The organism is Chryseobacterium daecheongense (assembly GCF_003729955.1).
GTDB classification, from domain to species: domain Bacteria; phylum Bacteroidota; class Bacteroidia; order Flavobacteriales; family Weeksellaceae; genus Chryseobacterium; species Chryseobacterium daecheongense.
The window spans coordinates 686,782-710,790 of record NZ_RJTX01000001.1 but is presented as its reverse complement, the minus strand read 5'-3'; the positions used below and the strand labels follow the sequence as shown (position 1 = coordinate 710,790).

Genomic DNA, 24,009 nt, shown 5'->3' with positions numbered 1-24,009 from the left:
TATTTTTTTTATTTTTAAAGCATGAAAAAATTGTCATTATTCGCTTTCCTGTTACTAAGCACAGTTGCTTTTTCCCAGGAAATTAAAAATACTCCTGAACGAAACTCAGGAGAAAAGGCTCTTTTGGTAAAACCGGATAACGCTGAGTTAGAGGCTAAGAAAAAAGCAGCAGAAGAAAAAGCCAGGCTTCCGAAGCCTTATGATCCTAAAGCGGATGCACAGAAAGATATTAATCAGCTGATCGCGAAAGCTAAGAAAGAGAAGAAGAACATTATGATCCAGGCAGGAGGGAACTGGTGTATCTGGTGTCTGAGGTTTAATCAGTTTGTACAGACAACACCGGAATTAAAGGAACTTGTAGATCAGAACTATCTGTATTATCATCTTAATTATTCTCCTGATAATAAAAATGAAAAGATTTTTGCCCAGTATGGCAATCCCGGAGAGAAATTCGGATATCCAGTATTTATTGTTCTGGATAAAGATGGAAAGATGATCCACGTACAGCAAAGTGATGTGTTGGAAGAAGGAAAAGGATATAGCCTGGAAAAAGTAAAAGAGTTTTTCAGTAGCTGGACTCCTAAATCATAAAAACATAACCGGGAAAATTCCCGGTTTTTATTTTTAAGGACTCCGTTTTATAACAGGTAACAAAAAAACCACTTCAATTGAAGTGGTTTCATATTTTGAGAAAATCTCGTCTGTTGATTAAGCTTCTTCAGATTTAGCCTCTTCTTTTTTAGCAGCAGGAGCAGCTTCAACCGGAGCATCAGAAACGATGTCAAACTCGTAGTTGTACTCAACATTTCTGTGAAGTCTAACAAGAGCAGAGAATTTACCTGTTCTTTTAATAGTGCTTCCAGGGATTTTGATGTATTTTTTATCTACAGATACACCCGCTTTTTCTAGAGCAGCAGCAAGATCAGCATTGTTGATAGATCCGAATAATTTGTCACCAGAACCTACTTTTGCAGGGATTGTGATAGAAGTTTTCTTTAATTGCTCAACTACAGCGTTAGCAGCAGCGATTAATTTAGCTTCTTCTTCTTTTCTAGCTTCTAATGTAGCTTCTAAAGCAGCTTTGTTTTTAGGTGTAGCTAAAAGTGCAAATCCTTGAGGGATTAAGAAGTTTCTAGCATAACCTGGCTTTACGTTTACTGTATCAAACTCAAGTCCTAAGTTTTCTACGTCTTTTTTTAGGATAATTTCCATTGTTGTTGTCCGTTTTAGTGTTCCGAGTTCCGGAGTTTCCGGGCTCTCTTCACATCGTTAGAATTTATTAATTAATTCAGCAACTTAAAAAAAGAGAAAAAGACCGGAATCTTTTCTCTTTCTTCTTGTTTCTTTATATCTTACTTTAATAAGTCAGCTACGTATGGTAATAAAGCTAAGTGTCTAGCTCTTTTGATAGCAGCAGAAACTTTTCTTTGATATTTTAAAGAAGTTCCAGTGTATCTTCTTGGTAAGATTTTACCTTGTTCGTTTACGAATTGTAATAAGAAATCAGCATCTTTATAATCTACGTGCTTAATTCCGTATTTTTTGAATCTACAATATTTCTTTTCAGATTTTGTATTGATATCAAGCGGAGTAAGGAATTTTACTTCTGATTCTCCTCCAGCTGAGGCTTGTTTAGCCATTTCATCTATTGCCATGTCTTGTCTGTTTTAATAAATTGGGTTAATAATTAAGCTTTAGCAGCTTTTACTTTAGCTCTTCTAGTTACAGCGTACTCAACAGCATGCTTGTCTAGTTTTGTAGTAAGGTAACGGATTACTCTTTCGTCACGTTTGAAAGCTAATTCTAGATCAGCAACGATAGTACCTTCACCTTTAAACTCGATCAAAGTGTAGAATCCGTTCTTTTTCAATTGGATCGGATAAGCTAATTTTTTTAATCCCCAGTTTTCTTTAGCAACGATTTCGCAGTTCTTTTCTTTTAAAAGATCTACATACTTGTTCACTGCTTCCTCCACCTGTGCATCAGATAGAACGGGAGTTAAAATGAAAACAGTTTCGTAATTGTTCATAATGTTAAATAAATTTGTTAATTATTTCGAGGTGCAAAATTAGAAATTATATTTGTAATATGCAATAAGGAAGTAGAATATTTGTGGGAATAGAGTAATTATTAATGTTCAACATTAATTTCACTAACCTTCTAACTTCTTACTTCTAATTTCTTCCAGGAAGTTCACTTTAATCACATCATATAAAGAATGTCTGCTTACTAGGATGGACGCAATAGAGGAAACCATTCCTGCCAACATCAGATGAAAAATTAAAGAATGTCTGTCTGTCATTTCCAATACGATAATGGCAGAGGTAAATGGAGCTCTGGTAATTCCCGTGAGAAAGGCCACCATTCCGGCTAAAATTACCACATTGGTCTCATTAGGTGTTAGATGAATAAATCCTGAAATTACAGAACCGATACTTGCGCCCGCTGTGAGTGCCGGAGCGAAAATTCCACCGGCTCCTCCTGAAGTAAAGGATAGAGCAGGACCCAACATTCTTAAAATAGGGACATACCAGTCTTCATGTTTGTCTGAAGTAAAAAGGACACGCTCCATGATCTCTTTTCCGGAACCTAAAATTTCCCGGTTGATGAAAAAGGCAATAGAAGCAATAATTAGGGCGCTCAAAACAAGGAATGCAATATTCGCTTTTTGTGTTTTCAGTTTTCTTTTTTTCCAGTCACTCATAGCGAGCATCGTGACGGAAAGCTGGCTGGCTAAAATCCCGGCAATTCCAGCGACCAGAATAATAGGGAACATTACCATCAATGAAACATCATTGGTTTTCGGATAACCAAGATATAAATAGGAACCTGCTAGTGTCTGTGCTGTTAAACCGGCTATGATCACCGCAGTGAAAAGGGCTGTTTTAAAGTAATTAATATGCGTTTTAGAAAGCTCTTCCACGGCAAATACAATTCCTCCGAGTGGAGTGTTGAAAGCCGCTGCAAGTCCTGCCGCAGCTCCTGTCATGATCATATTTTTCTTGGAAATCTTCGGCCACCAGTCAGGAAGATATTCATTAACTTTCCTGAATACGGAACCCGCGATTTGTATGGTAGGTCCTTCACGGCCTACAGCGCCACCGCCAATCACCAAAATAACGGATGATAAAATTTTAAAAACAATAATTTTCAGGCTTAAGAAGCTCCTGATATATTTATGTTCTTTAGGATTGGCTAATTCTACAGCTGCCATTACCTGTGGAATCCCGCTTCCTTTGGCATTAGGCGCAAATTCTTTAACGAGCCACCATGAAATTACAAAACCAATAGGAGCTATAATGAAGATCATCCAGTCGTGCCAGTCAAGGATAAGGTTGAGGAGCTTTTCTCCCCATGCAAAAATTTTGGCATACATCACTGCGAAAAAACCGGTAATCACCGAACCAATCCAAAAAGGGATAGCCTGAAGCAGATTGTGTTTCAGCCGTTCGTTTCGGATATTGTCAAAAGATTTTTTGAGGCCTTTACGGATTTGAAGCAAAATTTTGAACATACCTCAAATGTAGGCTATTATTTATTAAAATGAAAATTTTTGAGGTAAATGATATGTGAAAATTTTGATATTGATAATTTTAAGTACAGGCAACAAAAAAACCTCCGGAAAATCCGAAGGTTTATATTTAAGATACAATGATCATTTATTTTAGATTTCTGTATTCAGATCCCAGTTCTCCAGGTAATCATGAACATGCTTCAACATCATTCCTCCTAAAGATCCGTCTACTACTCTGTGGTCATAAGAGTGAGACATGAACATTAAGTTTCTGATAGCAATCACATCTCCATCCGGAGTTTCAAGAACTGCCGGTTTTTTAACAATAGCTCCGATTGCTAAGATCGCAACCTGAGGTTGAGGAATAATCGGAGTTCCCATTAGGTTTCCAAAGCTTCCTACGTTGGAAATGGTATAAGTGGCACCCTGAGTATCTTCAGGTCTTAATTTTTTGTTTCTGGCTCTGTAAGCTAAATCATTAATGGCTTTTGCAAGACCTGAAAGTGATAACTGATCTGCATTTTTAATAACAGGAACAATAAGGTTTCCATCTGGTAAAGCAGTTGCCATACCAATATTGATATTCTTCTTCTTGATGATATTGTCACCATTTACGGAAACATTGATCATTGGGAAATCCTGGATAGCTTTTACTACCGCTCTTACGAAAATCGGCATGAAAGTCAGCTTTTCACCTTCTCTTTTTTCGAATGCTGTCTTATTTTTATTTCTCCATTTTACAACATTGGTAACGTCTGTTTCGATGAAAGAGGTAACGTGTGGAGCAATCTGTTTTGCTTTTACCATGTTTTCAGCGATGATCTTTCTCATTCTGTCCATTGGAATGATTTCATCACCTGCACCTGCAGAAATGGTACTAGCCGGAGTTGATGTTGCCACTGGCTGTGGAGCCGAAACAGCCTGTTGTACCGGAGCGGCTTGCTGAACTGCCGGTTGGTTTCCTCTGTTGGCAACGTATGTTAAGATATCTTCTTTAGTAATTCTTCCTTCTAAACCGCTTCCTTTGATGGTTTTAAGTTTAGCTTCGGAAATGTTTTCCTGTTGAGCGATAGATTTTACAAGCGGGGATAGATAAAGATCACCCGAAAATTCTGTTGAAGCAGCTACTTGTAAAGGCTGTTCAATTGTTTTTAATGTTTCTGCATCCGGAGTTGCAGCAGGAGCTTCAGTTTTCACTTCTTCAGAAGCTGTATTTCCGCCTTCTCCTTCAATTTCTAAAATAGCAATGGCTTCCCCAACTTTTGCAACTTCGTCTTTCTGTTTTAAGATCTTCACGATTTTCCCCGAAACTGGTGTCGGAACATCCGAATCCACCTTATCTGTTGCAATTTCTACTACGGAATCGTCTTCCTTAACAGTATCACCTTCATTGAATAACCAAGTGATAATTGTAGCTTCCATAACACCTTCTCCCATGGAAGGAAGCAATAATTTGTACTCTGCCATTTTTATTTTTTAGATTTTGACAAATATATAAAAAAAATCGGTTTTTTTATGAAAAATATAATTTTAGGAAAATTCGATGTAAATATTCTCGCCCACATTCAATCCAAACAAAGTTTTGGCTCCATTTTTTTTGCTGCCTTTATAGATGGTAAGTTCCAATAGCTGACTGTCATTGAAAATAGCAGCCGACTGTCCATGGAATTCTGTTTCCCTTTCCCAGTCGGAAACCACTTCGCTATGGCTGGAAAATATCTTAGAAAGGGATAGGTTTCTGAACTTAATCGTGAAATTTTCAAATCCTTTTGCTATATTTTCATAAAAATCTTTGCTGATATTTGAAATTATATTTCCGAAATTATCAATGTACATGACTTCGCCAATAATCATCTTTTCAGATTCGTTATAAACAGGTTTTGGGAAGAGAAGCTGTTTGGAGGATTTTATCTTTCTGCCGATCACTTCAGGCAATCCACCGTTAGCTAAATGTACTGCCACAGGAGCAAAAACATCTGTTGAAGTAAAATTCACCACATCATCAAACCTGTTGTTTAAAGTAATTTCATAAATGGCCTCAGGTTTAATATCAAAAAAAACAAGACTCAATAATCCGTTATCTGCTGCCAGAAAATAGGAACCGTCTGCTTTATATAATATATTTTTCCTCGATTTATGAAAAAAACTGTCCACGGAAAGGATATGAATAGTGCCTTTCGGGAAATGTTTGTAAGCATTCCTTACAATATAGGAGGTTTGTATCAGATTATAGGCCTGAATATCATGGGTAATATCAATAATATTCACTTCAGGGTTCAGAGAAAGGATTTTACCTTTTACAGCGGCAACTCTGTAATCTAAATTTCCGAAATCCGAAGTAAGGGTGATAATTGACATGTAGCTGAAGAATAGAATTGCAAATTTATCTAAAAATAAAACAAAGCCCGAAAGATTGTGGATAACAATTTAATATAAATTTGAAAAAAAACTTTAAATTTAAAATCGAAATAAAAAATATTTGCATGTTTGAAATAACATATGATTTAGAGGGAATTGATGCAAAAAGCTTCTATGGTGTAAATAACCAATATTTTAACTTAATAAAATCAAGCTTTCCGACTCTTAAAATTACAGGACGAGACCATTTTATTTTCGCAATGGGAAATCAGGAGGCTCTGGATATACTGAAACAGAAACTGGATGATATTGTAAGATTTATTTCTAAAAATAATTCTATCGAACTCAAAGACGTTGAAAATATTCTCAATATCAAAGATGAAAATGAGAAGCAATTGATCTTTGATCAGGATATTATTGTGAAGGGAGTAAATGGGAAGATCATCAAGGCTAAGACCACGAATCTTAAAAAGCTCGTTAAGGAAACGGAGAAAAAGGATATGGTTTTCGCCATAGGACCTGCCGGAACCGGAAAAACCTATACGAGTGTTGCATTGGCTGCAAGGGCTTTAAGAGATAAGGAGGTTAAAAGAATCATTCTGACGAGGCCGGCTGTGGAAGCAGGGGAGAGCTTAGGATTTTTACCCGGGGACCTTAAAGAAAAGCTTGATCCGTATTTACAGCCTTTATATGATGCGCTTCGTGACATGATTCCGCATGAAAAGCTCGAGGGCTTTATGGAGAAAAAAGTTATTGAAGTAGCTCCATTGGCTTTTATGAGAGGGAGAACATTGGATGATGCTTTTGTGATACTTGATGAAGCCCAGAATACCACTCATTCTCAAATGAAAATGTTCCTCACCAGAATGGGGATGAATGCTAAATTTATTATCACGGGAGATCCTAGCCAGGTCGATTTACCACCTAAACAGCAATCCGGATTGAAAGAAGCCATGAGAATTTTAAAAGATGTGAAAGAGATTGGTTTTGTGCATCTTACAGAAGAGGATGTGGTGCGTCACCCTGTAGTTAAAAAGATTATCCTTGCTTATAATGATGAGGAGAAAAGATTAAGAAATGATTGAAAGAGTAATTAAAAATATTATTTATAAACTGTATAATTTGTTAATATTTTCTGTTAATATTTGTTAATTTGAGAAATAATAATTAGTTTAGCCGGCTGAATAATAATATATAATAAACCATGAAAAAACTATTATTGATTGGAGCTTTAGCTCTTGTGGGAACAAACATCAATGCACAGGAAACAAGATTCGGTGTAAAAGCTGGTTACTCAATGTCAACTATCAAAATTGATGATGATCAGGATGATCTTAACAGCAGATCTATGGATCCTAAACATACTTTTTATGCAGGAGCTTTTGTAGAGCATAAATTGAGTGATAAATTCGGGCTTCAGGGAGAAGTTTTATATTCTCCACTAGGGGGGAAAGAAGATGTTTCTGTATCAGAAGGCGGATATTCTTTTTCTGAGAAAACAGATGTAAAATTCGGAACATTATTAGTTCCTGTTTCTGCTAAGTATTTCATTACGGAATATTTTTCTGTTTCGGCGGGAGCTAGCTTTGGATTTATCCTTTCTGCAAAACAGAAAACAGAGGTGAGCGGAAATTTCCCGGAAGGAGTGGGAATTGAAGCAGAAGACGGGGAGTTTGATATTAAAGATGATGTGAAATCTCTTAATATTGCTCCATTTGTAGGAGTAGAATATGCTTTAGAAAACGGGTTATTCTTTGATGCAAGATATAATTATGGTGTATCCAACCTTGTTAAAGAAGGATCTGGGAAAATAACTAACAGCTTTGCGCAAGTAGGTGTAGGTTTCAAATTTGGAGGTAACTAAAATAATTTTTTAGACCATAAAATTAAAAAAGTCGCTTTAAAGCGGCTTTTTTGTTTATAATAATATTTCTTTTTGCCATCTAATAGAAAATAAATTGTTAAATTTGAAACGTCATCAATTTAAACTATTATACAATGAAAAAACTATTATTACTAGGTGCTTTTGCGCTTTTAGGAGGTATAGCTCAGGCGCAGGAAGGTTTTAAATTAGGGGGCCATATCGGTATTCCCGTAGCAGACGCAAGTGATGCTTCATCATTTACTTTAGGTATTGATGCAGCTTATATGTGGAATATTACGAAAGGCCTTGATTTGGGGGTTGCTTCAGGATATTCTCATTTCTTCGGAGAAGATAACTTCGACGATTTTGGATTTATTCCGGTTGCGGTTTCAGGAAAGTATAGATTCTCAGGAGCTCCTATCTTTGTAGGGCTGGATCTTGGATATGGAATTTCTACGAAAGATGGGGTAGATGGCGGTTTTTATGCTTATCCTAAGTTCGGATACCAAATGTCTAAAGGTGAATTGTATATTGGATATCAATCTATCAGCAATAAGCGTGATTGGGGATGGTATACAGCCAGCTGGACAGTAGGTGCAGTGAACATTGGATACAATTTCTTCCTGAAATAAAGATATTAAAAAAGAACATTTTTTAGGCTCCAATTGAAAAATTGGAGTTTTTTTATTCAAAATATTGTGAAAAAGGCAAAACCCTATAATTTATAGGTTTTATTATCGGAAATTGCTAAAATTTATTAATGATATTAATCACATTAACAAATTTTAATATTAACAAGGCTCACTGTAAATTTGCCCCAGAAAGTATTAAAATTTTTTAAAATGAAAAAATTATTATTAGCGAGTGCAGTTGCACTTTTCGGTTTAGCGAATGCACAGATTTCTAAAGGAACTGTTTATGTATCTGGACAAGTTGGATACTCTCAGGAGGAAAACAATAATAATGATTCTAAAGTAGAAAGCTTCAGAATTGTACCTACTGTAGGTTATTTCGTTGCTCCTAACTTAGCAATCGGTACAGGAGTAGGATATGTAAATGATAAAGTTACTGTATCTACAACAAATACTGTTGGATCTGCTGTAGTAACTTCTGAAAACAAATCTACTCAGTCTGCATTTGTAGTGGCTCCTTTCGTAAGAAAATACTGGACTTTAGGTGATAAATTATATATCTTCGGTCAATTAGAAGTTCCAATGGAATTCGGTAAATTGAAAGAAGAGTCTACTTCAACTGCTAACGTAGGAGGAAACATTACAACTACTTCTACTTCTGATGAAGCTAACTACACTTCAGTAGGTGTTAACATCAAACCAGGTTTAGATTATTTCTTAAACAAAAACTGGACTATCGAAGCTACTATCGGTGAGTTTGGATACAACACTTCTAAGTTAGATGTTGACGGTGCAAAAAGCATCAACAATTATAAATTCGGTTTGAATTTATCATCTGTAACTATCGGTGTTAAATATGTTTTCGGTAAATAATTAACGAAACATTGAAGATAGAAGCCCTGAGTTTACTCAGGGCTTTTTGTTTAAAATTAAATGTGATGAGTTTGTCTGATAAATATCTTGACATTATATTGGTCATTCGTTGGGATCTCTAAACTTTGTTGAGACGTTTTCAGTACGGTAAACAAGATGGTTGAATGAAACAGGAATCTTAAACTTTTTGAAGGAAATATAAAAAATCCGGTTCGAAAGAACCGGATTTTTTATATTTCCTTATTTCTGAATTTTATTTTCCAAACATTCCACCCATTCCAGGCATATTCGGCATTTTGCTCATCATCTGCATCATCTGTTTTCCCTGAGGTCCCTGCATCATCTTCATCATTTTCCCCATTTGATCAAACTGCTTCATCAGTTGGTTTACATCTTCAATCTTTCTTCCTGCTCCTTTTGCAATTCTTTGTTTTCTCTGCGTATTGATGATAGAAGGTCTCCTTCTTTCGTCCGGAGTCATAGAGTAAATGATCGCTTCAATATGTTTGAAAGCATCATCGCTGATCTCTACATCTTTAATGGCTTTCCCTACTCCCGGAATCATTCCCATCAAATCCTTCATATTACCCATTTTCTTGATCTGATTGATCTGCTTTAAGAAATCATCAAAACCAAACTCATTTTTAGCGATCTTTTTGTGAAGTTTTTTAGCTTCTTCCTCATCAAACTGTTCCTGAGCTCTTTCTACTAAGGAAACAACGTCTCCCATTCCTAAAATTCTGTCCGCCATCCTTTCCGGGTAGAAAAGATCTAAGGCTTCCATTTTTTCACCGGTAGAGATGAATTTAATTGGTTTTTCAACCACGGAACGGATCGTCAAAGCGGCTCCACCTCGTGTATCACCATCTAATTTTGTTAAAACTACACCATCAAAATTCAAAGCATCGTTGAATGCTTTTGCTGTATTTACAGCATCCTGACCTGTCATGGAGTCTACAACGAATAATGTTTCGTTCGGTTTAATGAAATAATGAACAGATTTAATTTCATTCATCATTTGTTCATCAATTGCCAAACGACCTGCTGTATCCACAATAACTACATCGTGACCGTTTGATTTAGCGAAATTGATTGCGTTTTCAGCAATGGTAGAAGGGTTTGTAGAACCTTCCTCCGTGAAAACAGGAACCCCAATTTGCCCACCTAAAACTTTCAGCTGATCGATAGCAGCAGGACGATATACGTCACAAGCTACCAATAGAGGTTTTTTATTTCTTTTAGTTTTTAAATAATTAGCAAGCTTTCCTGAGAAAGTAGTTTTACCCGAACCTTGAAGACCTGCAATAAGAATAACAGATGGCTTCCCTGAAAGATTAATACCTTCCTGAGAACCTCCCATTAAATCTACCAATTCATCATGAACGATCTTCGTCATCAATTGTCCCGGAGTAAGCGAAGTAAGAACATTTTGTCCCAATGCTTTATCCTGAACCCTTTTCGTAAGATCTTTAGCCACTTTATAGTTAACGTCGGCGTCCACCAATGCTCTTCGGATTTCTTTTACGGTTTCCGCCACATTGATTTCTGTAATTTTTCCTCTTCCGGAAATATTATGAAGTGCTTTGTCTAATTTATCCTGTAAACTATTAAACATATTTTATCAATTATAGGTTGCAAAAATAAGGAATTTTTGACAATATATATGATACACTGGGGTGGAGATTTGTTTTGTTTATAAATTATAGTCTTATTTTTGCAGCATGAATTTTTTAGATAGCTTCTTTGTCATACTTTTAATACTCCTTTTAAATGTTATTGTTTATATAATATTTAAAAAATATATATACAGAAAACCCAACGCAGGAATGAAATTCCTTGTTGTCAATATTTTTAAGGATATTGTATGGCTTGTTGTCTCTTTATCAATTATTGATAAAACAAGAGAGGGTTTTCTATTTATTGTGATCTGTTTTATTATAGCTTCCTTTCTCATATACTTACCTATAATAAAAGACATTAACAAATCTTGATTTTTTTGATGATAAAAATCAATTTTTAATATTGGTAAAGTTTAATAAAATCGATATATTTGCACACGATTAAAAAAGAGATATGAACAGAAAGATTTCTTCATTGTTTTTCGCATTTTTATTTGTGTTTATCAGTGGTTTCGCTGCTGCACAACATGAATCTGAAGGTGAAAAGTCAGCTGAAAAAGTAGAGCACAAAGAAGCGGAAGAAGGCTTCAATGCTACCAAGATGATCATGGAACACATTGGTGATTCAAACGAATGGCATTTATGGACTACAAAAGATGATAACGGTGAGGAACATCACATCTCTATTCCTTTGCCTGTGATTATTAAAGATAATGAAGGGTGGCATACTTTCCTTTCTAAAGATATTGCCCATGGACATGAGCATGACGGTTATACTTTAGAGCACGGACAAGTAGTTTCTACTAAAGGAATTGAAAAAGCAACATTATTCTCAATCATTAGCGGGAAACAAAAATCAAACGAGGTTTTCTTTGATTTATCAATTACGAAGAATACAGCTTCAATGTTTTTGTCAGTAATTTTTATGGCGGTTGTTTTCATAGGAATGGCAAGAAATTATAAAAAGTCACAGCTTCCAAAAGGATTTGGAAAAGTAATGGAGCCGGTAATTGTATTCATCAGAGACGAAGTGGCTATTCCAAATATTGGATCAGTGAAATACAAAAGATATATGCCTTATCTTTTAACAGCATTTTTCTTTATCTGGTTTAACAACCTTTTCGGATTGATCCCTTTCTTCCCTGGAGGAGCCAACCTTACTGGTAATATTGCAATCACTGCTGTGTTAGCTATTATTACATTACTGATCACTTTATTTAGTGCAAATAAAGATTACTGGAAGCACATCTTCATGCCGCCGGTTCCTATCTTATTGTACCCGATCATGGTTCCAATTGAGATCATTGGGATTTTTACAAAGCCGTTTGCATTAATGATGCGACTTTTCGCTAACGTAACAGCGGGACACATTATGATTCTGGCGATTATTTCATTAATCTTCATCTTCAAGTCTCCATTCTTAGGTTTTGCATCAGTACCATTAGCATTATTTGTATCGGTATTGGAATTATTAGTTGCAGCATTACAGGCGTATATCTTTACTGTATTGTCAGCATTATTTATTGGTATCGCAGTAGCAGATCACGATCACGAACATGGTCATGAAGAACATGCTCACTAATTAAAATTAAAAAATAAAATTTAAAATAATTTTTAACTAATATAATTTATTTATTATGGATTTATCAACTGGAGCAGGATTAATTTACGTAGGTATCGGTTTAGCAGTACTAGGTGTAGGTCTAGGTATTGGTAAAATTGGAGGTCACGCAATGGATGCTATCGCTAGACAACCAGAACAAGCTGGTAAGATCCAAGGAGCAATGCTTATTGCTGCTGGTCTTATTGAAGGTGCTGGTCTTATCGCGATTATCTTTGGTGCTTTCATCAAGTAATTATCCTCAAAAAAACATTCTTAGCAGTAAAGCGGTTGGCTGCTGCTAAGAATTTTAAAAACAATCCATAAATAACATTTAAAAAAGATTTTACAGATATGGGAATTATTGAACCTGGAATTGGACTTTTGTTTTGGATGACGCTTACTTTTGTTATCCTGTTGTTTCTTTTGGCAAAATTCGCTTGGAAGCCAATCGTTAATGCTGTTAACGAAAGAGAAGCATCTATTGTTGATGCATTAAACCAAGCTAAATTGGCTAAAAAAGAAATGGAAGATCTTAAAGCTGACAATGAAAGAATCATTCGTGAGGCTAAAATCGAAAGAGATGCTATCCTTAAAGAAGCAAGAGAAATCAAAGACAGAATTGTAGGGGAAGCTAAAGATGCAGCAAAAACTGAAGGAGACAAGATGATTGACGCTGCCAGACAAACAATTCAGGCTGAGAAAAATGCAGCGATGGCAGATATCAAAACTCAAATCGGTACTTTATCTGTGAATATTGCTGAATCTATCTTGAAACAAAAGCTAGATAACAGTGAAGCTCAAAATGAATTAGTTCAAAATTATTTAAACAAATCTAACCTTAACTAAGAATGCTTACATCTAAAGTAGCTAAAAGATACGCACAAGGTTTGCTTGATTTCACTAATGAATCAGGTCAGACAGCTACTGTATTTTCTGAAATGAAAGATGTTGCGAAAATTATGTCCGAATCTAAGGATCTGAACAAATTTTTCATGACACCTTACATTGATGCTAAAAAGAAAATAGAAGTAGCAAACGAAATTTTCAAAGGTTTATCCCTTTCTTCTCAGAATTTGATCCGATTGGTGATTAAGCAAGGTCGTGAAAATCAGCTTAGAAATATCGCTCAGGAATATATCAATAAGGTAGAGGATATCAATGGAATACAGAGAGTAGTGCTAACTACAGCAACTCAGCTTTCCAATGCAAATATCGAGGAGATTTTAAAATCTTCAAATATGGTAAATGTGAGCTCCAATTTTGATTTGAAGGTAAACATCAAGCCTGAAATCCTTGGAGGGTATATTTTGAGAGTTGGAGACCAGCAGGTAGACGCATCTGTAAAAACCAAACTTAATCAAGTTAAAAAAGATTTTCAATTAAATTAAGAAAAAAACAACCATACAATGGCAGAAATAAATCCGGCAGAAGTATCTGCGATCTTAAAACAGCAATTGGCCAACTTCGATACTCAATCTAATGTTGAGGAAGTAGGTACAGTTTTAACCATCGGTGATGGTATTGCTCGTGTATACGGGTTAGAAAACGTACAATACGGAGAGTTGGTGAAATTTTCTAGTGATGTAGAAGGTATTGTACTTAACCTTGAAGAAGACAACGTAGGTGTTGCTCTACTTGGTGAAAGTAAATTAGTAAAAGAAGGAGACACTGTAAAAAGAACAAACAGAATCTCTTCTATCAAAGTAGGGGAAGGTATGTTAGGAAGAGTAGTAGATACTCTTGGTAACCCTATCGATGGTAAAGGTCCTATTACTGGGGATTTATACGAAATGCCATTGGAAAGAAAAGCTCCTGGAGTTATCTATAGACAACCGGTAAACGAGCCATTACAATCAGGTATCGTTGCTATCGACTCTATGATTCCTGTAGGAAGAGGACAAAGAGAGCTTATCATTGGTGACAGACAGACAGGTAAAACTACTGTTGCGATTGACACGATCATCAACCAAAAAGAATTTTATGATGCAGGACAACCTGTATATTGTATATATGTAGCGATTGGGCAGAAAGCTTCTACAGTAGCTCAAATCGTTAAAACCCTTTCAGATAAAGGTGCTTTAGCGTATACTGTAATTGTTGCTGCTAACGCTTCAGATCCGGTTCCAATGCAGGTATATTCTGCAATGGCAGGTGCATCTATCGGTGAGTTCTTCAGAGATACTGGTAGACCAGCGCTTATCGTTTATGATGATTTATCGAAGCAAGCTGTTGCTTACCGTGAGCTTTCTCTTCTATTGAGAAGACCACCGGGACGTGAAGCTTATCCTGGAGACGTTTTCTATCTTCACTCAAGATTATTGGAAAGAGCTGCGAAAATAATCGCTGACGATAATATCGCTAGCCAGATGAACGATTTACCAGAATCTTTAAAGCCAATCGTAAAAGGTGGTGGTTCATTAACAGCACTTCCAATTATCGAAACTCAGGCAGGTGACGTTTCTGCGTATATCCCAACCAACGTAATCTCTATTACAGACGGACAGATCTTCTTGGAGTCTGATCTATTCAACTCAGGGGTTCGTCCGGCGATCAACGTGGGAATCTCTGTATCAAGGGTAGGAGGTAATGCTCAGATCAAGTCAATGAAAAAAGTTTCTGGTACACTTAAGTTAGACCAGGCTCAATATAAAGAATTAGAAGCGTTTGCTAAATTCGGTTCTGACCTTGATGCTTCTACTTTAGCAGTAATCTCTAAAGGAGAAAGAAACGTGGAAATTCTTAAGCAGCCGGTTAACTCTCCACTTCCGGTAGACAGCCAAGTTGCTATGATCTATGCAGGAACGGAGAACTTATTAAGAAACGTTCCGATCAATAAAGTAAAAGAATTCCAGAAAGAATATGTTGAATTCCTAAGATCTAAGCACCCTGAAACAATGGCTGCAATCAAAGCTGGGAAAATCGATGATAACATCACAGGTGTTCTTAAGCAAGCGGCTAACGATTTAGCTTCTAAATATAACTAAAAATTAGTTGATGGTTTTTGGTTGATAGTTGACAGAATTTTCTAAAACTAGCAACCAACAACCGACAACCAACAACTAACCCAAATATGGCAAACTTAAAAGAAATACGAGGAAGAATCAGTTCAATTTCATCTACGATGCAAATTACAAGTGCTATGAAAATGGTTTCCGCTGCGAAACTAAAAAAAGCACAGGATGCCATCGTAATGTTAAGACCTTATTCTGAAAAATTACAGGAGCTTATCCAGAATGTAAATTCTAGTTCAGATCCTGATCAGGTTTCTATTTATGCTCAGAAAAGGACTGTGAAAAGAGTTCTTTTTATTGCTATCACTTCCAACAGAGGTTTGGCTGGTGCTTTTAACTCTTCTATCGTAAAAGAGCTTAATAACCAGTTCCAGAACAATTCTCAATATGAAGTAGAAGTTCTTACTATTGGAAAAAAAGTATATGATGCAGTAAGAAGAAACCGTACAGTGTATGGAAATTCAAGTGCTGTTTATGATAACCTGAACTTTGATGTAGTTTCTAACGTTACTGAAGGGGTAATGACAAGCTTCAGAGAAGGTAAATTTGATGAAGTTTATTTAATCTATAATAAATTCGTTAATGCAGCTACTCAGGAAGTGAATACAGAAAAACTTCTTCCGATTTCAATGCCTGAAAATACCGAGCCTCAAGTAGAAACGGATTATATCTTTGAACCGAACAGAAATGAGATCCTTGATAATTTGATTCCAAAATCTATCAAAACTCAGGTCTTCAAAGCTATTTTGGATTCAGTAGCATCTGAGCACGGAGCGAGAATGACGGCAATGCATAAAGCAACAGACAATGCTCAGGCTTTGAAGAATGAATTAGTAATCTTCTACAACAAAGCAAGACAGGCAGCTATTACAAACGAGATACTGGAGATCGTTTCAGGAGCAGAAGCCTTGAAAAATTAATAAAAAAAATTATTTATTATTATATAAGCATCGAAATTATTCGGTGCTTTTTTATTTCAGGAAATTCACTGACAAGAAATAGGGTTTTAACGGATACTAAGTTGTATTGGATAAAATAAATTTGTTGCATAAAAACTAACAAAAAATTATTGTATCCATGAAAACAAAGCAATACCTTTCATTTCTTCTGTTATTGTTTTCTTTCGCAAGCTTTGCCCAGCAGTCTGTGAATGCTTCAGGCGGAAAAGCAGCGAATGCTAACAATTCTGTTTCGTATTCAATAGGACAGTCTTTCTATCACCAGACAAATGGTGGCGGGATTGTACTTATAGAAGGTGTTCAGCAACCTTATGAAGTAACTACATTAGGAACCAATGAGTATCCGGGAATTCAGCTCGAGATCAAGGTTTATCCAAACCCGACTGCTTCATTGCTTTTTCTTAAAATCGAAAATCTCCCTCTCCAAAACTTAAACTACCGTCTGTTTGATTCTTCAGGAAGAATAATCTTCCAAGATAGGATACAGCAGACGGAGACTTCTATTGATCTGGCTTCTAAACCTTCCGGAGTCTATATTTTAAGTGTTTTAAGATCAGATAGTATCATTAAAACATTCAAAGTCATTAAAAACTAATACAAAAATAAAATACCATGAAAAAAATTTCTCACTTAATGAAATTAGCTGTAATAGCTACCTTGCTATTATTATTTCAAAATATTGAGGCTCAAGCTCCTGAAAAAATGAGCTATCAGGCTGTCATTAGAAACGCAAGTAATGCTTTGGTAGCTAACCAGGCTATCGGAGTAAGAATAAGCATTATGAAAACATCACCCGGTGGTACTGAAATGTATAAAGAAGTCTTTAATCCTAATCCAACAACAAGTTCAAACGGGCTTTTAACATTGGAAATTGGTTCCGGAACACCGGTAAACGGTACTTTTGCTGCCATCGATTGGTCATCAGGGCCTTATTTTGTTAAGGTAGAGATAGATCCCGCTGGAGGAACAAGTTATTCACTGATCTCAGACTCTCAGCTTTTAAGTGTACCTTACGCACTATATTCTAAATCTACATCAGGAATTAGCGGAACGGCCAATTCTGTTCCTAAATTTACTGCTGCCAATGTTATAGGAAATTCACAAATGACAGATGATGGAACAAGCGTGGGGGTAAATGTTGGAACCTTAAACAATAATATAAAATTCCAGGTCAATGCTACTACGGGAGGCAATACCATCCGAGGAATGTTGATAGGTACTCCTGCTACCGCAATTGCAACTGCGGGTTCTATTTATGGAGAATCAACCACAGGAATCGGAGTGATTGGTGTAAGTGGCTCTCAAAATGGAGTCTATGGTTTATCTACAGGAACCTTAGGTGGAACAGTTGGAGTAAGTACAGGTACGGGGAATGGTATCTGGGGAGTAGCAACAGGAGCAGGGGTAGCCGGATTTTTCGACGGAGGAACTACCGGACGTGGAATTATAGTATCCAACGGTGCTTCGGGAATAGGAACAAGTACTCCAACAGGAAGACTTACAGTTATGCAGCCGGCAACTCCTGTGGCGGGGTTAGATGATTATCCTGCTATATCGGGCTATTCCTATACTGTACAAGGAGCACTTAAAGGAGGTGTTTATGGATATTATAACGGGAGCAATTACGGAACGGGTTTACAAGGAACTGGTTATAATGGTGTAAATAATACGGATGCCAATACTACTTTCGGGGTAGGAAATCAAGACTTAGGAGTATACGGATCTGCAAATACTGCAGGAGTGATGGGAGCTTCTATTGGAGGAATAGGAGTTGTGGGATATAATAAAAATGCTTCTTTCGCTGCAACTACGGGAATCGGGAATACTTATGGGGTGTATGGAAATGCACAAACTGTAGGTGGGGCAACGGTTCCTAATGTTCGCTATGGAGTTTACGGTTTTGCTTCCGGTGCAACTACCAATTATGCAGGATATTTTTCCGGAAATGTTCAGATTACCGGATCTATTGCCAAAGGAAGTGGTACGTTTAAAATAGATCACCCGTTAGATCCGGAGAATAAATACTTATACCACAGTTTTGTCGAAAGCCCGGATATGATGAATATCTATAATGGAAACATTACTACCGATGCTAATGGAAATGCCATTGTGAAACTACCGGAATATTTCAGTGCGCTCAATAAAGATTTTCGTTATCAGCTAACCGTAATCGGAACTTTTGCCAATGCCATAGTTTCCCAGGAAGTGAAAAATAATACGTTTGAAATAAAAACAGATAAACCTTCCGTAAAAGTAAGCTGGCAGGTTACTGGTATACGTAAAGACAACTATGCCAATGCTCACCGCGTTATCCCTGAAGTGGAAAAAGAGCCTGAAATGAAAGGCAGATACTTACATCCTGTAGAAATGGGTAAATCCAGAAGTTTAGGAATTGATGAATATACCCGTCCTAAAAATACTTCTGAAATCCAAAAAGATATCAAAACGGATAATAAAGAAGTAAAACAGGTTCAAAACCAGCAAAATAAAGATGAAGTGGCAGGAGTCATCATTAAAAAAGAAAATGTAGAAAAATAACTTCTTTCTTCATCATAAATAAGCCAGCTACAAAGATAAAGTAGCTGGTTTTTTGTTATGGGAATCATTATTTTATATCATTTAAATCATTGGATCATTTTATAATTATATTTCTATTAATTAAAGCGTTAATTATGTTTATTGTCACAGATAGGAATTTTAATTATTTTATTTTATATATCTTTGTATCATAAATTTTATATAATTTTTAAATGGACTCGGACATAGTCAGGCTTTTGCTGGCCTTATTTCTTGTATTACTCAATGGCTTTTTCGTAGCCGCAGAATTTTCAATTGTTAAAGTTCGTTATTCACAAATCCAATTAAAAGCCGCAGAAGGAAATTCTATGGCTAAGCAGGCGGAGCATATCATCAAGCATCTTGATGAATATCTTTCTGCAACACAGTTAGGAATTACATTGGCTTCTCTTGCCTTAGGTTGGGTAGGGGAAAGTGCACTGCACCATATCGTTGGAAATATCTTCCATTATGTGAACATAGATCTGAGTGAAGCTTCTATAACTTCTGTTTCATTGATCATAAGCTTTGTATTGATCACCATCATGCACATTGTTTTCGGTGAGCTTATTCCTAAGTCTATTGCGATCAGAAAGTCGGAGGCTACCACTATGTTTACAGCGGTTCCGTTGAGGATATTCTATACAGTTTTCAAACCGTTTATTTGGTTGATGAACTCCATGTCCAATGCTTTTCTTCGAATTGTTAAGATTCACCCTGCTTCGGAACAGGAGATTCACTCTACAGAGGAGCTGCAGCTTTTGGTAAAGCAGAGTGCAGACAGCGGTGAAATTGAAGAAGAGAACTATGAGATCATTAAAAATGCATTTGATTTTACAGATCATTCCGCCAAGCAGATCATGGTTCCCCGTCAGAATATTACTTCTATTGACATTGAAGAAGATATCAATGCCATTATTGATAAAATCATGGAAAGCGGGTATTCTAGAATTCCTGTTTATCATAATTCTATTGACAACATTATCGGGGTTTTCTATACCAAGGAGATCATAAGAGAGTTTATCAAGAGAAAAGGAGAGCTTAATCATGATGATCTTAAAGATTTAATGCGTGAATCGTTCTTTGTGGTAGGGAGTAAAAAAATATCGGATTTATTGAAGACATTCCAACAAAAGAAACAGCATTTGGCAATTGTTATTGATGAATTCGGTGGTACGGAAGGAATTATTACCTTGGAAGATATTTTGGAAGAATTAGTAGGAGAAATCCAGGATGAGGAGGATGACGAAGATAAGCTGGTGGATAAAATTGCTGATAATACCTATTGGGTACAGGCAACACAGCCACTGGATGAGATCAATGAATTCTTACCTAAAAAATTACCGCTTTCCGAAGAAAGTGAATACAATACTTTAGCAGGTTTCATTCTGCATGAATTAGAAGATATACCGGAAGAAAACCAGGAATTCGATCTTGAGAATTATCATTTTAAAATTCTCAAAATGAATAATAAAAGTGTGGAGTTGGTGGAACTGGTATATGAAGAACCTAATATTGTCAATGATCTTGTCGATAAAATCGGAGAAGTTTAAATAATAAGAACAATGATTTTTTATAACAGCATAAAAGATTATGAAGATCCAAAACGTCAGTATGAAGAAGAAGTATTGGTTTTGGATGATACAGATGAAGTATACAAATTGATCCTGCATAACGATGATGTTCATACATTTGATTATGTAATCGATTGTCTGATAGAAATTTGTAAGCATACTTTGGAACAGGCCGAACAATGTACCATATTAGTTCATTATAAAGGTAAATGTACGGTGAAAACAGGCTCAATGGAGCTGTTGAAACCAATGCATGAAAAACTGCTTTCGAGGGAATTAACAAGCGAAATCGTATAATATAAAGCTCTGAGATCAATCAGAGCTTTTTTGTTTTTTCTGATATGCATAGCGTATCTGATATTTTTTTGTTAAAAATGCAATAAACAGGTTGGTTCCATAATATTTTTCATATATTAGCTCACACATTATTGAAAAACATTATATGAAATTAAAAATTAACACCTTGATTCTGGGTGCAGTGCTCTCATGTTCAGGGCTCCTTGCTCAGGAATCTTCTTTAGAAACTCCGGCAAAAAGATGGATCAGTGAAAACTCCCGAAACCTGGGAATTCAAAACTTCAGCGAACTAAAATTAAATTTTGTAAGGAAAGGAAACTCGGGAGAAACCCTACGTTTTCAGCAAATGATTAAAGATGTCCCTGTTTATCAGTCTGAGATCGTTATACACTTCAATAAAGCAGGCAGAATTACCTATACAGGTACAGAAAGCTTTAAAAAAGAAGTTAAAGAGATCAGTACAGTACCATCATTTTCTTCTTCAGAAGCATTAAAAAAAGCTCATATAGCATCAAAATCTAAAGGAGCTATTACTCATGAAGAAAATAAGCTTTATGTCTATATTACGGAACAAGGAGATACGAAACTGGTATATCGTGTCATAACGAATTCATTTGAAAATCCGGGAGATTGGGAAACCATTATCGATGCCCAAACCGGAGAAGTAATCAGTGTAAAAGACGTGTCTTTCAAACATAAGGATAAAGATCACGAAAAAGAACCTGTAAAAAAAAATAAAAAAGAAGCAGAAACTAAGAAAACTGCTTTAGCAACAGGTTCCGGATATATTTTCAATCCAGATCCGCTTTCTAAAATGCAGGTGGCTTACGGAGGGCAATATGTGGATGGTAGTGATGCTACTAATGCCAGTTTAGATGCTGCAAGAACATTGGTTACCATTCCCGAATTAGAATTAGCAGCAGGAGTTTATAAACTGAAGGGAACCTATGTAGAAATTGCAGAATTAGAGGCTCCGGCTAAAGGATTATTTACTCAGGCAAGCAACCAGTTTTTGTTTAACAGAAATGATGATGGGTTTGAAGCAGTGAATGGATATTGGCATCTCGACAATAGTTTAAGATACATTAATGCAACACTCGGTATTTTATGTAAGCCAACCCAGAATGGAGGCGTTTTGAGATTTGATGCACATGGTTTCAACGGTTCAGATAACTCTCATTATGTGGGATCCACTCAAATATTGGCTTTTGGTGAAGGAGGAGTAGATGATGCAGAAGATGCGGATGTTGTTTTGCACGAATTAGGACATGGAATTCATGACTGGTTAACCAATGGGAATCTATCTCAGGTGAACGGCCTAAGTGAAGGCTGTGGTGACTATTGGGCACAATCTTACAGCAGAAGTTTGAACCAATGGCAATCAGGAGATGCCGCTTACAACTGGATGTTCAATTGGGACGGACATAATTCGTTCTGGGCAGGAAGAATCACAAATTATACAGCAACATATCCAGGTGGATTAACGGGAAGTATTCATACAGACGGACAAATCTGGGCTTCTGCTTTAATGAGAATATATAATCAGATCGGTAGAGAGAAAACAGACAGAGCTTTTCTGGAAGGGTTATCTTTGACAACGTCCAATACCAATCAGCAAAATGCAGCTATTGCCTTCAGACAAGCAGCTATCGATATGCTTGGACAATTCGGATTTACTTGTGGAGATATAGCCATCATTACACAGGAATTTACCAATACAGGATATGTTTTGCCAGCATATAATTGTGAATTAAGCGTAAATGAAACTTCTAAAAAAGATCTTATTGCCATTTACCCCAATCCCGTTTCAGATATACTGAATATTTCTGTGAAAATCAGCAAAGACGAAAAAGTGGAAATCTATAATATGGAAGGAAGAAAAGTACTGGAAACTACTATTGGTAAAGGTAAAAATACAGTCAATGTGACTAATCTTCCGACAGGAAATTATATTCTGTCTATAAAAGGAATCAATGTATCAAGCAAATTTGTAAAAAAATAAGGATATAACAATTTTTAACCCTAAGTCCGGTGTTTCAGCACCGGATTTTTTGTACAATAAAATCCCTGTACATTATTTATTTGCATTCAACTAAAATAGTATATTTGTACCAAACTATAAGAAACAATAAGAATGCTTGTAATAGGAATTGCAGGAGGTACAGGGTCCGGCAAAACTACGGTTGTTGATAAGATACTTCAGCAACTTGATATTGAAGGAATGAACATCCTTTCACAGGATAACTATTATCATGATAATCAGAATCTTACATTAACGGAGAGGGAGGCTTTAAATTATGACCATCCTAAATCCATTGATTTTGATTTATTGATTAAACATGTAAAAGCGCTGAAAAACAATGAATCCATTGAACAGCCGATTTACAGTTTTGTAACTCATTCCAGAACTGGAGACCACGTTACTGTAGAACCTAAAAATGTATTGGTAGTAGAAGGAATTCTGGTACTTACCAATAAAGAATTATTAAAAGAATTTGACCTGAAGGTTTTTGTTCATGCAGATTCTGACGAAAGGCTGATCAGAAGGATCAGAAGAGACACTCAGGAAAGAGGAAGGGATCTGAGCGAAGTATTACACCGCTATCAGACCACTCTGAAACCTATGCATCAGGAATTCATTGAGCCATCTAAAAATGATGCCGATCTTATTATCCCGAATATGAGACAGAATTCCGTGGCAATTGATTTTTTAACTACCGTTATTAAAAACTCATTGAAAAAACACTAAGATCAATGGCAGAAAAAAAATTGATAAAAGATATCAAGCCAAAATCTGAAACATTCAAGCTTATCCAAAAATATGTCCTGAATAAATATTTCATCACCATATTTCTTTTCCTTGTTTGGATGGTCTTCTTTGATAAAACATCATTTCTCGTAATCAATGAGCTGAATGATGAGATCAATAAATATGAAGAACAGTTACAGTATTATAAAACCGAATACGAAAAGAACGATGCGTTTTATAAAAAACTGATGAACAACAAATCTGAAAAAGAAAAATACGCCAGAGAAAATTATTTTATGAAAAAACCGAATGAAGAAATCTTTATTCTTGTTGTTGATAGTACCAATATTGCTAAAAAGTAATAAGCTGTCAATAGTGAATGATCAATAGTTATCTATAA

The 24,009-nt window shown here is 36.0% G+C and carries 25 protein-coding genes; 18 read left to right on the top strand and 7 right to left on the bottom strand.

What is annotated here, in order from left to right; all coding sequences use genetic code 11:
- The first annotated feature begins 21 nt into the window (after window positions 1–21).
- On the top strand, window positions 22–591 hold the full coding sequence (locus EGI05_RS03300) for a thioredoxin family protein (RefSeq protein ID WP_123261634.1): 570 nt from the start codon (window positions 22–24) through the stop codon (window positions 589–591).
- 117 nt (window positions 592–708) lie between these two features.
- On the opposite strand, the gene rplI is transcribed toward EGI05_RS03300, so the two are convergent.
- From rplI to EGI05_RS03270, 6 genes are all read right to left on the bottom strand, one after another.
- On the bottom strand, window positions 709–1,212 hold the full coding sequence (gene rplI, locus EGI05_RS03295) for a 50S ribosomal protein L9 (protein WP_123261633.1): 504 nt from the start codon (window positions 1,210–1,212) through the stop codon (window positions 709–711).
- A 140-nt stretch (window positions 1,213–1,352) separates the two neighbouring features.
- On the bottom strand, window positions 1,353–1,655 hold the full coding sequence (gene rpsR, locus EGI05_RS03290; RefSeq protein WP_002979091.1) for a 30S ribosomal protein S18: 303 nt from the start codon (window positions 1,653–1,655) through the stop codon (window positions 1,353–1,355).
- 32 nt (window positions 1,656–1,687) lie between these two features.
- Window positions 1,688–2,029 (bottom strand): 30S ribosomal protein S6, encoded by a 342-nt coding sequence (gene rpsF, locus EGI05_RS03285; protein ID WP_123261632.1) that lies wholly within the window; start codon window positions 2,027–2,029, stop codon window positions 1,688–1,690.
- 123 nt (window positions 2,030–2,152) lie between these two features.
- Complete coding sequence (locus EGI05_RS03280) at window positions 2,153–3,514, bottom strand: chloride channel protein (RefSeq protein WP_123261631.1); 1,362 nt, start codon at window positions 3,512–3,514, stop codon at window positions 2,153–2,155.
- A gap of 150 nt (window positions 3,515–3,664) precedes the next feature.
- Window positions 3,665–4,981, bottom strand: coding sequence for a dihydrolipoamide acetyltransferase family protein (locus EGI05_RS03275; RefSeq protein WP_123261630.1), 1,317 nt, complete (start codon window positions 4,979–4,981; stop codon window positions 3,665–3,667).
- 63 nt (window positions 4,982–5,044) lie between these two features.
- Window positions 5,045–5,872 carry an SAM hydrolase/SAM-dependent halogenase family protein gene (locus EGI05_RS03270; protein WP_123261629.1) on the bottom strand — a complete coding sequence of 276 codons (828 nt, stop codon included), beginning with the start codon at window positions 5,870–5,872 and terminating at the stop codon, window positions 5,045–5,047.
- Window positions 5,873–5,997: 125 nt separating this feature from the next.
- Here EGI05_RS03270 and EGI05_RS03265 point away from each other — a divergent pair, with 125 nt between their 5' ends.
- The 4 genes from EGI05_RS03265 to EGI05_RS03250 all read left to right on the top strand — a co-directional run bounded on the left by EGI05_RS03265 (window position 5,998) and on the right by EGI05_RS03250 (window position 9,241).
- The gene (locus EGI05_RS03265; RefSeq protein WP_123261628.1) at window positions 5,998–6,957 is read left to right on the top strand and encodes a PhoH family protein; all 960 of its coding nucleotides are present in this window, start codon (window positions 5,998–6,000) and stop codon (window positions 6,955–6,957) included.
- A gap of 119 nt (window positions 6,958–7,076) precedes the next feature.
- Window positions 7,077–7,736, top strand: coding sequence for a porin family protein (locus tag EGI05_RS03260; protein ID WP_123261627.1), 660 nt, complete (start codon window positions 7,077–7,079; stop codon window positions 7,734–7,736).
- Window positions 7,737–7,870: 134 nt separating this feature from the next.
- Window positions 7,871–8,368 (top strand): hypothetical protein, encoded by a 498-nt coding sequence (locus tag EGI05_RS03255; RefSeq protein WP_123261626.1) that lies wholly within the window; start codon window positions 7,871–7,873, stop codon window positions 8,366–8,368.
- A gap of 210 nt (window positions 8,369–8,578) precedes the next feature.
- On the top strand, window positions 8,579–9,241 hold the full coding sequence (locus EGI05_RS03250; RefSeq protein WP_123261625.1) for an outer membrane beta-barrel protein: 663 nt from the start codon (window positions 8,579–8,581) through the stop codon (window positions 9,239–9,241).
- Window positions 9,242–9,494: 253 nt separating this feature from the next.
- On the opposite strand, the gene ffh is transcribed toward EGI05_RS03250, so the two are convergent.
- On the bottom strand, window positions 9,495–10,856 hold the full coding sequence (gene ffh, locus EGI05_RS03245) for a signal recognition particle protein (protein ID WP_123261624.1): 1,362 nt from the start codon (window positions 10,854–10,856) through the stop codon (window positions 9,495–9,497).
- A gap of 458 nt (window positions 10,857–11,314) precedes the next feature.
- Between ffh and atpB the strand changes: the two genes are divergently transcribed.
- From atpB to EGI05_RS03175, 13 genes are all read left to right on the top strand, one after another.
- The gene (atpB, locus tag EGI05_RS03235) at window positions 11,315–12,442 is read left to right on the top strand and encodes a F0F1 ATP synthase subunit A (protein ID WP_123261622.1); all 1,128 of its coding nucleotides are present in this window, start codon (window positions 11,315–11,317) and stop codon (window positions 12,440–12,442) included.
- Between the two features lie 55 nt (window positions 12,443–12,497).
- Window positions 12,498–12,716 carry an ATP synthase F0 subunit C gene (locus EGI05_RS03230; RefSeq protein ID WP_007844726.1) on the top strand — a complete coding sequence of 73 codons (219 nt, stop codon included), beginning with the start codon at window positions 12,498–12,500 and terminating at the stop codon, window positions 12,714–12,716.
- Window positions 12,717–12,814: 98 nt separating this feature from the next.
- On the top strand, window positions 12,815–13,309 hold the full coding sequence (locus EGI05_RS03225; RefSeq protein WP_123261621.1) for a F0F1 ATP synthase subunit B: 495 nt from the start codon (window positions 12,815–12,817) through the stop codon (window positions 13,307–13,309).
- Between the two features lie 2 nt (window positions 13,310–13,311).
- On the top strand, window positions 13,312–13,851 hold the full coding sequence (gene atpH, locus EGI05_RS03220; RefSeq protein WP_123261620.1) for an ATP synthase F1 subunit delta: 540 nt from the start codon (window positions 13,312–13,314) through the stop codon (window positions 13,849–13,851).
- An 18-nt stretch (window positions 13,852–13,869) separates the two neighbouring features.
- Window positions 13,870–15,447: a F0F1 ATP synthase subunit alpha gene (gene atpA / locus EGI05_RS03215; protein ID WP_123261619.1), complete on the top strand. Its 1,578-nt coding sequence runs from the start codon at window positions 13,870–13,872 to the stop codon at window positions 15,445–15,447.
- 86 nt (window positions 15,448–15,533) lie between these two features.
- Complete coding sequence (gene atpG / locus EGI05_RS03210; protein ID WP_123261618.1) at window positions 15,534–16,394, top strand: ATP synthase F1 subunit gamma; 861 nt, start codon at window positions 15,534–15,536, stop codon at window positions 16,392–16,394.
- Window positions 16,395–16,551: 157 nt separating this feature from the next.
- Window positions 16,552–17,028: a T9SS type A sorting domain-containing protein gene (locus tag EGI05_RS03205; RefSeq protein ID WP_123261617.1), complete on the top strand. Its 477-nt coding sequence runs from the start codon at window positions 16,552–16,554 to the stop codon at window positions 17,026–17,028.
- 17 nt (window positions 17,029–17,045) lie between these two features.
- Window positions 17,046–18,971 carry an autotransporter outer membrane beta-barrel domain-containing protein gene (locus tag EGI05_RS03200; protein WP_123261616.1) on the top strand — a complete coding sequence of 642 codons (1,926 nt, stop codon included), beginning with the start codon at window positions 17,046–17,048 and terminating at the stop codon, window positions 18,969–18,971.
- A 212-nt stretch (window positions 18,972–19,183) separates the two neighbouring features.
- Window positions 19,184–20,542 carry a hemolysin family protein gene (locus EGI05_RS03195; RefSeq protein ID WP_123261615.1) on the top strand — a complete coding sequence of 453 codons (1,359 nt, stop codon included), beginning with the start codon at window positions 19,184–19,186 and terminating at the stop codon, window positions 20,540–20,542.
- 12 nt (window positions 20,543–20,554) lie between these two features.
- Complete coding sequence (locus EGI05_RS03190) at window positions 20,555–20,860, top strand: ATP-dependent Clp protease adaptor ClpS (protein ID WP_123261614.1); 306 nt, start codon at window positions 20,555–20,557, stop codon at window positions 20,858–20,860.
- 145 nt (window positions 20,861–21,005) lie between these two features.
- Window positions 21,006–22,862: a T9SS type A sorting domain-containing protein gene (locus tag EGI05_RS03185; RefSeq protein ID WP_123261613.1), complete on the top strand. Its 1,857-nt coding sequence runs from the start codon at window positions 21,006–21,008 to the stop codon at window positions 22,860–22,862.
- 132 nt (window positions 22,863–22,994) lie between these two features.
- A complete protein-coding gene (gene udk, locus EGI05_RS03180; protein WP_121460931.1) occupies window positions 22,995–23,609 on the top strand; it encodes a uridine kinase in 615 nt (204 codons plus the stop codon).
- Window positions 23,610–23,614: 5 nt separating this feature from the next.
- Window positions 23,615–23,971 (top strand): FtsB family cell division protein, encoded by a 357-nt coding sequence (locus EGI05_RS03175; protein WP_123261612.1) that lies wholly within the window; start codon window positions 23,615–23,617, stop codon window positions 23,969–23,971.
- The last annotated feature ends 38 nt before the right edge of the window (window positions 23,972–24,009 follow it).